Raw genomic sequence first — 12371 nt, forward strand, 5'->3', positions numbered from 1 at the left:
ATGGGCAAGCCCACCCTTGACCCGGCAACGGAGACCGCCCATAAACACTCGGAGGGCGGCCCGGGGTGGGCGCCACGCCGGGGCCCGGGCATCGGCGTGGGCGTGGATTGCGGCTGTCGGGCCGGTGGGTGGGGGCTGGGTCGGTTGTCGGGGTGGGTGGGTGTGGTGCGGTGGGCTGGTGGTGCGCGGTTGTTGAATGGGGCGGCCGGGGCGGGCTCAGCGGGTTGCGGTGGCTCTCTGGTGGGGCTTCAGGCCCCGCTGGTCACTCTTGGTGGGTGGGGAGTGGAGTAACTGCACGCTTCTCGGACCAGGCCAGCCAAGGAATGCCCCCAAAGGGGGCACATCCCCCACACGGGGTGGAGTAACTACAAGTAACTCTCACCGCCCGCCGCTCACCACCCACGGACACGGACCAGCGGGGCCTGAAGCCCCACCACGCTCGGCCGGCACCCGCTGAGCCGAGCCGGGCCGCCCCATTCAACAACCGCGCACCCCCAACCCACCGAACGACCCCACCCGCCCCGGCCACTGGCCGAGCCCCCACCCACCGGCCCCACAGCCGCAATCCATACCCCCGCCGATGCCCGGACCGGTTGCGTGGACGTCTCCCCCCGGCCGCCCTCCGAGTGTTCATGGGCGGTCTCCGTTGCCGGGTCAAGGGTGGGCTTGCCCATCGCGCAAGCGACGCCGTCAGGCGCCCTTGACGCGGTGACGGAGACCGCCACGCTCGGAAAGAGGGCGGCCGCACGTCACCCACCCGAAGCCGGTCACCCCCCAGAACCCCGCCCGAACCCGCACCCACCGCACCCACCGCCCCACCGCCCCACCCTCGCCATCAACGCCCCGGCTCCCAACCCTCGCCCCTACGAGCCCCCCGCCGTTCCCGGCCCCTCCCTCGCCGGCGGCGTCCCGGCCGACAGCAGCTTCTCCGCCAGCACCCGGCAGCGCTTCCCGAGGTCCGGTGGGTCCAGGACCTCGAAGTCGTGGCCCAGGAGCAGGACGTGCAAGAGCACGCGGTCCAGGTCGGCGGCACCGCTGAGCACCTCGCAGTGCTCCTCTCCCCGCTCGTGCACGACGGCCGCCGACGGGGGGATCTGCGCGCGGACCGTGTCCGCCGGCGCGTGCACGAGGAAGCGGGCCCGGCGCGGGTAGACCCTGCTCGCCACCCCCTCCTGCACGTACTCCGCCGCGTCGGGCGCCGTGCGGCGGTCGAAGCGCCAGGTCCGCGCGGACACGGCGGTCATCCTGTCCACGCGGAAGGTGCGCCAGTCGTCGCGATCGAGGTCGTAGGCGAGGAGGTACCAGCGCCGGTCCGAGGCGACCAGGCGGTGGGGCTCGACCCTGCGCGGTCGGACCTCCTCTCCGGAGGGGTAGCCGAAGCCCGCCTCGACCTCGTCGCGGCAGGCGCGGGCCAGCGTCATGAGGACCTCAGGGTCGACCGGTGTGCGGCGGTCCGTGCCGAAGAACTCCACCGAGCCGGACAGGGCGCGCACCTCGTGTCGCAGCCGGACGGGCAGCACCTGGTCCAGCTTGGTCAGCGCCCGGAGTGTGGCGTCGCCGGTTCCGGCGGCCGTACCGGCGAGCAGCGAGACCGCGGTGGCGATCGCCTCCTCGTCGTCGAGGAGAAGGGGCGGAAGCACCTGCCCCGGGCCGAGCCGGTAGCCGCCGCCGACCCCCTGGCCGGCATGCACCGGATAGCCCAGCGTGCGCAGCCGTTCGACGTCCCGCCGTACCGTCCGCGAGGTGACGCCGAGCCGGGCTGCGAGCTCCGGGCCGCTCCAGGCCCGGCGCTGTTGCAGCAGCCCGAGCAGGGTGAGCACCCGCTCCGTCGTCCCCCGCTGGTCGCTCGTGTCCATGGCGCCCAGCCTTCCAGAGGCGGCAGGTGATGGCGGACCGATTCTGTCCGCCAGGGATGTCACGGTGGCTGCATGGCCGGGGACGCGCTCGACTGGAGACGGGGCGTACGCCAAGCGCGCGCCGAAGGCGCCGTATCCGCTCATGCGACCCGCTCGCACGACCCGCGCACGCAGCCCACCACCGCTGTCGGCCACCGCCACCGCTATCGAACGGAGCAGCACGATGAGCCGCCAATTCCAGGTCACCTTCGACGCCCACGACCCGCAGACCCTGGCGTCCTTCTGGCGGGACGCGCTGGGCTACGTCTACCCCGGCCCGCCCGGTGTCGACCTGCCCGAGGGCGCCGACCCGCTGGCCGCGTGGGACGACTTCCTCGCGCGGATCGGCGTACCGGAGGAGGAGCGCAATACGCGATCGGCCCTGGAGGACCCGGAGGGGAACGGCCCCCGGGTGTTCTTCCAGCAGGTGCCGGAGGACAAGGTCGCCAAGAACCGGGTCCATCTCGACGTCCGCGCTGCTCCCGGCCTTGAGGGGGACGAGCGGATGGCGGCGCTCGAGGCCGAGTGCGAGCGGCTCGTCGCGCTGGGAGGGAAGCGGCTGCGCCGTGTCGAGCCCGCGCCCCCGATGAGCACGGGCTGGATCGTGATGGCCGATCCCGAGGGCAACGAGTTCTGCCTGGACTGAGGTTCCGCCGACACCGGCGTCCGGTCCGGACCGCGTCCGCCCGGACCGGCGTCGGTCCGGACCGTGTCCGCCCGGACGTGCGTTGGGTCCGGACCGCGTCCACCGGGACCCGCGTTCGGTCCCGGCCGATGAGGCTGGGCCGTTCCGATGCGGCTCAGACGTTCCGCAACCGCCCCTTCGTCATCTGTACGAGGCGACCAGGCGCGCCAGATGCCGCCCCGCGACCTCCAGCGGCGTCGCGCTGCGGGCGACCTGGGCCGCCAGTTCGGCGCCCCACCCGCGGGATCCGGGTGGGGCGGGCGCTCCGTGCGCTCACCAGGGGTCAGGCCAGGACCTCGACGGTCCACTGGGGGTCCCGGTCGTCCGTACGGACGAAGACGCGCTTGGGGAGCATGGACCGGTCCTCGAACAGGTCGCGGCCGAGGGCCAGTCCGTTCTGGTCGATCACATAGCTGCCGTCCCGGAGGTCGGCGAGCGACGTGAGCGTGCTGGTGCCGTCCTCGTCGACCCGCTGGAGTCGCCAGACGGAGGCGGGGGAGTCGTCGGGGCGGACGGCGGCGGGGGCGCGGTCGGTGCCGTTCGACGCGATGGTCTCCTCCGTACCCTTCGCGGTGATGCGGAAGCCTCCGTCCTCCCGGGTGACCAGCCACTCCCCGGCCCGTGTCGGGTCGACGAGGAAGCCGACCAGGGCTCCGTCCTCGACCCCGACCGGGGCTCCCTTCGCGTACAGCCTGACGACCTTGCCGGCGTTCGACATCTCTCCTCCTGGGGTGCTGCGACGGTTATCCGGAGAGTGCCTGGAGGGCTCCGCCCGATGCCACTGAACACGCAGGCCGTAGGCCGGGCGGCCCGGGCGGTGTCGGTCATACGGGGCAGGCCGGGGGGTTCCTTCGGCGCGCGACACGCGTCCGGGGCCCGGCGCGGTGTACGGGTAGGGCATGACCATCCCCGTGGACCGGCTCACCGATCCGGCCGTGCGCGCGTTCGTCACGGCCCTCAACGCCAACGACCAGGCCGCCTTCCAGGAGGCGCTCACTCCCGGCGCGACCATGTCCGACGACGGGTCCGACCGGGACCTCGCGCAGTGGACGGAGAAGGAGATCTTCTCCTCGCGCGGACACATGGAGATCGAGTCCGAGAAGACCGGTGGTCTCGGTCTCGTCGCCCGCTTCCGCAACGACACCTGGGGCGAGATGCGGACCCAGTGGCGCTTCACGGTCGACGGCGGCAAGATCTCCCGCTTCGAGACCGGCCAGGCCTGACGAATCGGGCCCGACGGGCCGGGCCTGACGAATCGGGCCCGACGAGTCGGGCCCGAACCCGGAGCCGTCCGTCCCCGGGCGGGGCTAGCCCCGCCCGATGTACGGCATCGCCGTGGCCATCACCGTCGCGAACTGCACGTTCGCCTCCAGCGGCAGTGCCGCCATGTGCACCACCGTCGCCGCCACGTCCGCCGCGTCCATCACCGGCTCCACGGCCATGTCCCCACTGGCCTGGAGGATGCCGGTCTGCATGCGGGCGGTCATCTCCGTCGCCGCGTTGCCGATGTCGAGCTGGCCGCACGCGATCCGGTACGGGCGTCCGTCGAGCGACAGGGACTTCGTCAGACCCGTCATCGCGTGCTTCGTCGCCGTGTACGCGATCGAGTGCGGGCGCGGTACGTGGGCGGAGATCGAGCCGTTGTTGATGATCCGGCCGCCCTGCGGGTCCTGTTCCTTCATGGTCCGGAAGGCCGCCTGCGCGCAGAGGAACGCGCCGGTCAGGTTGACGTCGACGACCGCGCGCCAGGTGTCGGGGTCCAGGTCCTCGACGGGGACGCCGCCGCCCGCGAACGTACCGGCGTTGTTGAAGAGCAGGTCGACGCGGCCGTAGTGGTCCCGTACCGCCGCGAAGAGGGCCGTCACCTCCGCGGGGGAGGTCACGTCCGTCGGGACGGGCAGGAAGTCGCCGGAGGGCAGGGCCGCGGCCGTCTCCTCCAGGGCGCCGGCCCGGCGGCCCGCCAGGGCCACCGACCAGCCGGCCGCCGCGAGGGCCAGGGCCACACTCCGGCCGATGCCCGAACCCGCTCCCGTCACCACTGCGATGCTCATGGGCGCGCAGCGTACGCGAGACGCGTGCCCCATGAACTCATTGTCCCGACACGTGGATGTTCTGTACCCGACAACGTGCGGTCGTTCCGCGCCCCTCGAATGACGGACGGACAGCATCCGTCTGGGGAGGGGCACATGATCCAGCTACCCGAGTCACCCGAGCGTTCCGAGGAACTCCGCGCCGCCGCACGGCACTTCGGACGGCGCCGGTTCCTCACCGTCACCGGCGCCGCCGCGGCGCTCGCCTTCGCCACCGGGCTGCCCGCTGCCGGTGCCGCGGCCGCCGCCGAGCTCGACGGCCGGCGTGTCGCCGAGGACCCGTTCACCCTCGGCGTGGCGTCCGGCGACCCGCTGCCCGGGTCCGTACTGCTCTGGACCCGGCTCGCGCCCCGCCCCTTCGAACCCGACGGGGGACTGCCCGCCCACCGGATCTCCGTGCACTGGGAGCTGGCCCGCGACGAGCGCTTCACCCGGGTGGTGCGGCGCGGCCGGGCCACCGCGCACCCGGAGTTCGGGCACACGGTCCACGTCGAGGCCGAGCATCTCGACCCCGGCCGGACGTTCTTCTACCGCTTCCGTGTCGGCGACTGGACCAGCCCCGTCGGCCGTACCCGCACGGCGCCCGCGCCCTGGGCCCGCACCACCGCCCTCAAGCTGGCGGCCGTCTCCTGCCAGGCGTACCACGACGGGTACTTCACGGCCTACGGCCACCTCGCCCGCGAGGACGTCGACGTCGTCTTCCACCTCGGCGACTACCTGTACGAGTACGCCGTCAACGCCACCGGCGGCGCCCGCGCCTACACCGACCGCACCCTCCCGGCCGTCTTCAACCGGGAGACGCTCACCCTCGACGACTACCGGCTCCGGTACGCGCTCTACAAGACCGACCCCGACCTGCGGGCCGCGCACGCCGCCCACCCCTTCGTCGTCACCTGGGACGACCACGAGACCGAGAACAACTACGCGGGCGGCATCCCCGAGAACAGCGTCCCGCCGGAGGAGTTCCTGCTCCGCCGCGCCGCCGCCTACCGCGCCTACTGGGAGCACCAGCCGCTGCGCGCGCCCCAGCGCCCCCAGGGCCCCGACATGAGGCTCTACCGGCGGCTGAGCTTCGGTCGTCTCGCCCAGTTCGACATCCTCGACACCCGCCAGTACCGCTCCGACCAGGCGTACGGCGACGGCTGGCAGGTGCCGGGACCCGAGTCCGAGAATCCGGCGCGGACGCTGACCGGCGCCACGCAGGAGCGGTGGCTGCTCGACGGCTGGCGACGGTCCCGGGCCCGCTGGAACGTCCTTCCGCAGCAGGTCGTGTTCGCCGAGCGCCGGGACCGCCCGAGCTCGGACTTCCTGCTCTCCATGGACTCCTGGGACGGCTACCCGGCCTCCCGGCAGCGGATCCTCGCGGGGGCGGACGCCGCCGGGGTCGAGAACCTGATGGTCCTGACCGGCGACGTCCACGTCGGCTACGGCCTCGACATCAAGGCGGACTTCCGCGACCCGGCCTCCAGGACCGTCGGCACCGAGATCGTCGCCACCTCGATCAGCAGCGGCAAGAACGGCGCCGAACGGCCGGCCAACCACGCCCGTCTCCACCAGGCCAATCCGCACCTGAGGTTCTACGACGGGCGGCGCGGCTATGTGACGGTCGCGCTCGGCGAGGACGTCGCCCGCGCCGACTTCCGTACGGTGCCGTACGTGACGACCCCGGGCGCCCCCGTCACCACGGCCGCCTCCTTCGTCACGGAGGCGGGCGACCCGGGCCTCAAGCCCGCGTGAGCGAGCCCCCGCCCTGACCGGGGGAGCCCGCCTTCCGCGTTTTCAGGCCTGTGCGGCCGCCTCCTGCGGGTAGCGGACGCCGATGCGGTCCCGTACCGCGTCGAGCGTCCGCATCACCGCAAGCGAGCCGTCGAGCGGCACGAGCGGGGACTCCGTCTCGCCCGCCCGCAGGCAGCGCATGACCTCCGCGGCCTCGTGCCGGAAGGAGTGCGGGTCGTTGCGCGACTCGAACTCCTCCGGCTCCCGGCCGTTGCGGTGCAGCGTGAACCGCTCCGGGAAGAAGAAGCCGCGCGGGACGTCGATCCGGCCGAGCGAACCCGTCACGGACGCGGTCAGCGGGGTGTCCGCGACGAGGGAGCAGGACAGCAGGGCCGACGCGCCCGAGTCCGACCAGCCGAGCAGCATGCCCGTGTTGAGGTCCACACCCTCCGGCGAGATCAGCGCGTGCGCCTGGACGGAGTCGGGCTCGCCCAGGATCAGCTGCGCGAAGGACACCGGGTACACGCCCAGGTCGAGCAGCGCCCCGCCGCCCGTCGCCGGGTCCCGCAGCCGGTGGTCCGCCGCGAACGGGCCCGCGAGCCCGAAGTCCGCCTGTACGGTCCTGACCTCGCCGATCGCCCCGTCGCGGACCAGTTCCGCGATCCGCCGGATCAGCGGGTTGCAGTACATCCACATGGCCTCCATCAGGAAGAGGCCGCGGTCCCGGGACAGGGTGACGAGTTCCTCCGCCTCGCGCGCGTTGAGCGTGAGCGCCTTCTCGCAGAGCACCGCCCTGCCCGCCTCCAGGGCGCGGCCCGCGGCCTCCCGGTGCGCGTGGTGCGGGGTCGCGACGTACACGACGTCGACGTCCTCGTCGGCGAAGAGCCGGTCCCACTCGCCGTACGCCCGCGGAATCCCGAACCGGTCGGCGAAGGTCTTGGCGGAGGCCTCCGTGCGGGACGCCACGGCGACGACCTCGGCGTCGTCGAGCGTCAGCAGGTCCGTGGTGAACCGCTCCGCTATGCCACCCGTCGCCAGGATTCCCCAGCGCACTCTTCTGTTCGCTTCCATCCCCACCCCAAAAGGTCTCGACCATGCCGGTCGAGCTGAGAGCATAGGCAAGGTTTCAACGAAATGGAGCGGTCGATGCCGGAGAGCGGCCAGAAAACAACACAAGGACACATAGCCGAAAGCGCTCCCCGTGCTGACGCCACGACCGCGGCCGGTGCGACCGCCACCGCCAGCGGTGTGACCCCCACCGGTGCGACCGCGGCCGGTGCGACCGCCGCCCGGCGCACCGGGCTGCTCGTCACTCTCGTCCTCGGCGGGCTGACCGCGCTGCCCCCGCTCTCCATGGACATGTACCTCCCGGCGCTGCCTGAGGTCACCGGCGCGCTGAACGCCCCCGCCGCCACCGTCCAGCTCACCCTCACCGCCTGCCTCGCCGGCATGGCCCTCGGCCAGCTCGTCGTCGGCCCCATGAGCGACAAGTGGGGCCGTCGTCGCCCGCTGCTCATCGGCATGATCGTCTACGTCCTCGCCACCGCCGTCTGCGCCCTCGCGCCCACCGCCGAACTCCTCATCGGCTTCCGGCTGCTCCAGGGCCTCGCGGGCGCCGCCGGCATCGTCATCGCCCGCGCCGTCGTCCGTGACCTGTACGACGGCGTGGAGATGGCCCGCTTCTTCTCCACCCTCATGCTGATCTCCGGCGTCGCCCCGATCATCGCGCCCCTCATCGGCGGCCAGATCCTGCGGATCACCGACTGGCGGGGCGTCTTCTACGTCCTCGCCGTGATCGGCATCCTGCTCACCCTGGTCGTCTGGCGCTTCCTCGGCGAGACGCTGCCGGCCGAGCGCCGCCACGAGGGCGGGGTCGGCGAGGCCCTGCGCACCATGAAGGGCCTGCTCGCCGACCGGGTCTTCACCGGATACATGCTGACCGGCGGCCTCGCCTTCGCCGCCCTCTTCGCCTACATCTCAGCCTCGCCGTTCGTCGTCCAGGAGATCTACGGCGCCTCGCCGCAGACCTTCAGCCTGCTCTTCGGCCTCAACTCCGTCGGACTCGTCGCCGTGGGCCAGATCAACGGCAAGCTGCTCATCGGCCGCGTCAGCCTCGACAAGGCGCTCGGCTGGGGCCTCGGCATCATCCTCGTCTCCGCCCTCGCGCTGCTCCTCATGACCAGCGGCGTCTTCGGGGAGGTCGGGCTCTTCCCCGTGGCGGCGGGACTCTTCGTCCTGATGTCCGCGATGGGCCTGGCCATGCCGAACACCAACGCACAGGCCCTGATGCGCACCCCGCACGCCGCCGGGTCCGCGTCGGCGCTCCTCGGCACGACCTCGTTCCTCGTCGGCGCCGTCGCCTCCCCGCTCGTCGGGATCGCGGGCGAACACACCGCCGTCCCGATGGCCCTCGTCCAGCTGACCTGCGCGGTGCTGGCCCTGGCCTGCTTCCTGGGCCTGTGCCGCCCGTGGCGCACCGGCAAGGAGGTCACGGGCGGCTGACGGGGCGGATCCCCGGGAGTCTCCTGCGGGTCAGTACCCCGGGTTCCTGCCCGCGGCGACGGTCCTGACCCGCTCGACCTGGACGTTCGAGACATGCGCCAGGCCGTCGGTCTCGGTTTCGTTCATGCTGATGTGCGCGACGACGGTGCCGATGCGCATGATCACGTCGGCGGAGCCGTCGTCCGCGAACGCGTCGGTCTCGTCGGCGACGGTGGCCAGGGTCACCGGCTTCGACGGCTCTCCGTACTCGGCGGAGGACTTCCGCTTCTCGGCGGCCAGGCCCTTCATGGCGGCGCCCGCCTGCTCCTCCGTCCCGAACGAGAAGAGCCTGAACTCCACGCGCGTGTCCGAGCTGCCCGCGGTCTCCATGTCCTTCCCTCCGGCGGCGACGAGACCGGTGCACGCCACGCCCGTCTCCTCGGCGCAGTGCCCGACGGCCTCGGGCCCCTGGGCCGTGAAGGGATCGCCACCGACGAACCAGCCGCCCACGGCGGACTCGACCGGAAGCGCGTTCATCAGACCGGTCGGGTCCAGCCGGACGACCGGAGGCGCGTCCGCCTCCGGCTGCGCCTCCGCCGGAGCCTCCCCGGGAATGGTCGGCGCCTTCCGGTTCCCCGCCGAAGGGGCGCTCTCCTCGCATCCCGTCAGCGCCAGCACCAGCGCCGCTGCCACGGCAGCCCCCCGTACAACAGCCTTCACACGAACTCCTCGATCGAACGCATTTCCGCCAAGACTTGGCATGGGCACTCAACATCATCGGCGCGGCATCGACCAACTCCGCCGCCCCGCAGGGACGGTCCTGACCAGCACCTCCGGGGCGGCCGGGGGCCGAGCCCGGCCACTTAGAATGTCGCGGTGAACGCCGCCGCCTCCGCTCCCTCCGCCGACTCCCTGCGCGCCGCCCTCGCCGGGCTCCTCGACGGGCTGCCGCCCCGCCAGGCCGCCCAGGCCGTCGAGCGGCTGATCGCCAACTACCGGGGCACCACCCCGACGGACGCCCCCGTGCTGCGCGACCGCTCCGACGTCGCCGCGTACGCCGCGTACCGGATGCCGGCGACCTTCGAGGCGGTACGGGGCACCCTCGACGCCCTGCGGGCGGCGGCACCCGACTGGGCGCCGCGCACCCACACGGATGTCGGCGGCGGGACCGGCGCGGCGAGCTGGGCCGTCGCCGAGGCCTGGGGGGACGAGCCGCCCCGCACCACCGTCCTCGACTGGGCGGAGCCCGCCCTCGCGCTCGGACGCGAGCTGGCGGCCGGCGCCCTGGACGCCGAGTGGCGCACCGCCCGGATCGGCGGCGCGCTGAAGCTCGCCGACACGGACCTCGTGACCGTCTCGTACGTGCTCAAGGAACTGACCGCGGCGGACCGGACGGCGCTCGTGAAGGAGGCGGCGCGCGCGGCCCAGACGGTCGTGATCGTCGAGCCCGGCACCCCCGACGGCTACGAGCGGATCATCGCGGCCCGCACGCTGCTCGTGGAGGCAGGGTTCACGGTCGCCGCGCCCTGCCCGCACAGCGGGGCCTGCCCGATCGAGCCGGGCAAGGACTGGTGCCACTTCTCGGCCCGGGTCAGCCGCTCCTCGCTGCACCGGCAGGTGAAGGGCGGTTCGCTGCCGTACGAGGACGAGAAGTACAGCTACGTGGCGGCGACCAGGTTCCCGCCGGCGCCCACGGTCTCCCGCATCACCCGCAGGCCCCAGATCCGCAAGGGCCTGGTCCTCCTGGAGCTGTGCGGCCGGGACGGTCTCGCCCGCGACACGGTCACCAAGCGCCACGGACCCCTGTACAAGCAGGCCCGCGACGCCGAGTGGGGCGACTCCTGGCCGCCGGAGGACGAGGGCCGGGCCGGGTCCTAGCCGGCCGGGGCGAACGGGTCGGTGGGGGGCACGGGTCGGTGGGGGTCACGGAGCCGGTCGGGTGACCGGTGTCGAGCCCGGCCGCTCCGGGGAGACCAGGCCGTGCCGGAGGTCGGCGCGGACGGCCGCCTGCCAGACGACCGGGTCGCAGCGCTCGCCGTTCGGAGCGTGCTTGCGCAGGGTGACCGTGGCGGTGCGGTCGTAGACCGTTCGCTCGCCCGCCGGGTCGTCCGCCGGGGCGCCGACCTGGAAGCGCACCGTCACCCGCCGCTCCCCGGTGACCTCCGGCAGCTCCACGGTGAAGAACGCGAGGGGGTCGTCCGAGGGCCGGGCCGGGTGGTTCCGGCAGACCCGGTCGACGCACAGCCGGTACGGGGACCCGGCCGGGAAGTCGGCGGGGTCCCAGGTGAAGGTCACCCCGGACTCCGCGCCGATCAGGGTGCACGCGCGCGGGGCCATCGACTGGCAGCCGACGACGAGGAGCAGGGCCGCGACCGCCGCCGGGGCGCGAACAGATCGGAACCCGTCGTGCGTACCCACCGGGCATGCCCCCCTGAAGTCACGTTTCCGCGGATCAGGAGGGGCACTCTACGGAGACAGGCCCGGGCTCGTCGACCCCGACGACCGGGGCCGTGCCTTCCGGATCCTGCCGACCCGCAGGATCCGGAAGAGACGGCCTAGCCCCGCAGCTCCTGGGTGCAGCACTTCACGCTGCCGCCGCCCTTGAGGAGTTCTCCCAGGTCCATGCCGATCGGGTCGAAGCCCCGGTCGCGCAGGGGCTCGAAGAGGCCCACCGCGGCCTGGGGGAGGAGGACGTGCAGGCCGTCGCTCACCGCGTTCAGGCCGAGGGCCGCCGCGTCCGCCTCCGTGGCGATCAGGGCGTCGGGGAAGAGCCGGGCGAGCACCGCGCGGCTGCCGGGGGAGAAGGCGCCCGGGTAGTACATGACCTCGTCGTGGGCGTCGTCCAGGACGCACAGCGCCGTGTCCAGGTGGTAGTACCGCGGGTCCACCAGTTCCAGGCCGATCACCGGGCGGCCGAAGAACTCCTGCGCCTCGTCGTGGGAGAGCGGGCTGGAGCGGAAGCCGCGTCCGGCGAGGATCCAGGAGTCGGTGACCGCGAAGTCGCCCTCACCCTCGTTCACGTGCTCCGGGACCCGTACGGCGTCCTCCGCCCAACCGTTTCCCCGGAACCAGGACAGGTGCGCGTCGGCCTCGGCCGCGCGCTCCGGGTGGGCGAACTTCGCGCCGAGGACCCGGCCGTCGACGACGGTGGCGCCGTTCGCCGCGTAGACCATGTCCGGCAGCGCCGGGTCGGGGTCGAGGAGGTCGACGGTGTGGCCGAGCGCGCGGTAGCGGTCGCGCAGGTCCTCCCACTGGGCGAGGGCGAGCGGCAGATCGACCGGTTTCGTGGGGTCCATCCAGGGGTTGATGGAGTACGTCACCGAGAAGTGCGTGGGTGGGCACATCAGGTAACGGCGGGGCGAGGACGCGCGCGGAGTGGTGCGCAATGAGGGCTCCTCACGGACGTGCGGACGGATGAGAGGCCGGTCCTGCGGAAGATCCGCCGGATCGGTGGACCCCATGGTCCGCCTTCCGGGCCCTGTGCGCAGTGGACCGTTCGGGTGG

The 12371-nt window shown here is 73.0% G+C and carries 12 protein-coding genes; 5 read left to right on the forward strand and 7 right to left on the reverse strand.

The genetic code is table 11. The features are described 5' to 3' along the window. Nucleotides 1–863: 863 nt before the first annotated feature. A complete protein-coding gene (locus IE311_RS34975; protein WP_189835923.1) occupies nucleotides 864–1856 on the reverse strand; it encodes a helix-turn-helix transcriptional regulator in 993 nt (330 codons plus the stop codon). Between the two features lie 223 nt (nucleotides 1857–2079). Between IE311_RS34975 and IE311_RS34980 the strand changes: the two genes are divergently transcribed. Then, nucleotides 2080–2541 carry a VOC family protein gene (locus tag IE311_RS34980; protein WP_189835924.1) on the forward strand — a complete coding sequence of 154 codons (462 nt, stop codon included), beginning with the start codon at nucleotides 2080–2082 and terminating at the stop codon, nucleotides 2539–2541. Nucleotides 2542–2863: 322 nt separating this feature from the next. Here IE311_RS34980 and IE311_RS34985 read toward each other — a convergent pair whose 3' ends face one another. Beyond that, nucleotides 2864–3298, reverse strand: coding sequence for an RICIN domain-containing protein (locus IE311_RS34985; protein ID WP_189835925.1), 435 nt, complete (start codon nucleotides 3296–3298; stop codon nucleotides 2864–2866). Nucleotides 3299–3479: 181 nt separating this feature from the next. On the opposite strand from IE311_RS34985, the gene IE311_RS34990 reads away from it, so the two are divergent. Beyond that, nucleotides 3480–3803, forward strand: coding sequence for a nuclear transport factor 2 family protein (locus IE311_RS34990; RefSeq protein ID WP_189835926.1), 324 nt, complete (start codon nucleotides 3480–3482; stop codon nucleotides 3801–3803). Nucleotides 3804–3887: 84 nt separating this feature from the next. Here the strand turns inward: IE311_RS34990 and IE311_RS34995 are convergent, their stop codons facing one another. Beyond that, the gene (locus IE311_RS34995; RefSeq protein WP_189835927.1) at nucleotides 3888–4664 is read right to left on the reverse strand and encodes an SDR family oxidoreductase; all 777 of its coding nucleotides are present in this window, start codon (nucleotides 4662–4664) and stop codon (nucleotides 3888–3890) included. Nucleotides 4665–4766: 102 nt separating this feature from the next. Here IE311_RS34995 and IE311_RS35000 point away from each other — a divergent pair, with 102 nt between their 5' ends. After that, nucleotides 4767–6407, forward strand: coding sequence for an alkaline phosphatase D family protein (locus tag IE311_RS35000; RefSeq protein ID WP_189835928.1), 1641 nt, complete (start codon nucleotides 4767–4769; stop codon nucleotides 6405–6407). A gap of 42 nt (nucleotides 6408–6449) precedes the next feature. Here IE311_RS35000 and IE311_RS35005 read toward each other — a convergent pair whose 3' ends face one another. Beyond that, a complete protein-coding gene (locus tag IE311_RS35005; RefSeq protein WP_189835929.1) occupies nucleotides 6450–7457 on the reverse strand; it encodes a Gfo/Idh/MocA family protein in 1008 nt (335 codons plus the stop codon). A 75-nt stretch (nucleotides 7458–7532) separates the two neighbouring features. On the opposite strand from IE311_RS35005, the gene IE311_RS35010 reads away from it, so the two are divergent. Further along, complete coding sequence (locus IE311_RS35010) at nucleotides 7533–8888, forward strand: Bcr/CflA family multidrug efflux MFS transporter (RefSeq protein WP_189835951.1); 1356 nt, start codon at nucleotides 7533–7535, stop codon at nucleotides 8886–8888. Nucleotides 8889–8918: 30 nt separating this feature from the next. Here IE311_RS35010 and IE311_RS35015 read toward each other — a convergent pair whose 3' ends face one another. Next, complete coding sequence (locus tag IE311_RS35015) at nucleotides 8919–9587, reverse strand: hypothetical protein (RefSeq protein WP_189835930.1); 669 nt, start codon at nucleotides 9585–9587, stop codon at nucleotides 8919–8921. Nucleotides 9588–9743: 156 nt separating this feature from the next. Here IE311_RS35015 and IE311_RS35020 point away from each other — a divergent pair, with 156 nt between their 5' ends. After that, complete coding sequence (locus IE311_RS35020) at nucleotides 9744–10745, forward strand: small ribosomal subunit Rsm22 family protein (protein ID WP_189835931.1); 1002 nt, start codon at nucleotides 9744–9746, stop codon at nucleotides 10743–10745. A gap of 45 nt (nucleotides 10746–10790) precedes the next feature. Here IE311_RS35020 and IE311_RS35025 read toward each other — a convergent pair whose 3' ends face one another. Together IE311_RS35025 and ddaH are read right to left on the reverse strand one after the other, a co-directional pair. Further along, nucleotides 10791–11285 (reverse strand): hypothetical protein, encoded by a 495-nt coding sequence (locus IE311_RS35025; protein ID WP_189835932.1) that lies wholly within the window; start codon nucleotides 11283–11285, stop codon nucleotides 10791–10793. Between the two features lie 137 nt (nucleotides 11286–11422). Next, nucleotides 11423–12253: a dimethylargininase gene (gene ddaH, locus IE311_RS35030; RefSeq protein WP_373314030.1), complete on the reverse strand. Its 831-nt coding sequence runs from the start codon at nucleotides 12251–12253 to the stop codon at nucleotides 11423–11425. Nucleotides 12254–12371: the final 118 nt, after the last annotated feature.

Source organism: Streptomyces zaomyceticus (assembly GCF_014656215.1).
Taxonomy (GTDB): Bacteria; Actinomycetota; Actinomycetes; order Streptomycetales; family Streptomycetaceae; genus Streptomyces; species Streptomyces zaomyceticus.

What these genes read in the sequence shown, in the direction of transcription:
- IE311_RS34990 (WP_189835926.1), top strand. Translation starts at nt 3,480, where the DNA reads ATGACCATCCCCGTGGACCGGCTCACCGATCCGGCCGTGCGCGCGTTC.
- IE311_RS34985 (WP_189835925.1), bottom strand. Translation starts at nt 3,298, where the DNA reads ATGTCGAACGCCGGCAAGGTCGTCAGGCTGTACGCGAAGGGAGCCCCG.
- IE311_RS34980 (WP_189835924.1), top strand. Translation starts at nt 2,080, where the DNA reads ATGAGCCGCCAATTCCAGGTCACCTTCGACGCCCACGACCCGCAGACC.
- IE311_RS35000 (WP_189835928.1), top strand. Translation starts at nt 4,767, where the DNA reads ATGATCCAGCTACCCGAGTCACCCGAGCGTTCCGAGGAACTCCGCGCC.
- IE311_RS34975 (WP_189835923.1), bottom strand. Translation starts at nt 1,856, where the DNA reads ATGGACACGAGCGACCAGCGGGGGACGACGGAGCGGGTGCTCACCCTG.
- IE311_RS34995 (WP_189835927.1), bottom strand. Translation starts at nt 4,664, where the DNA reads ATGGGGCACGCGTCTCGCGTACGCTGCGCGCCCATGAGCATCGCAGTG.
- IE311_RS35005 (WP_189835929.1), bottom strand. Translation starts at nt 7,457, where the DNA reads ATGGAAGCGAACAGAAGAGTGCGCTGGGGAATCCTGGCGACGGGTGGC.
- IE311_RS35010 (WP_189835951.1), top strand. Translation starts at nt 7,533, where the DNA reads ATGCCGGAGAGCGGCCAGAAAACAACACAAGGACACATAGCCGAAAGC.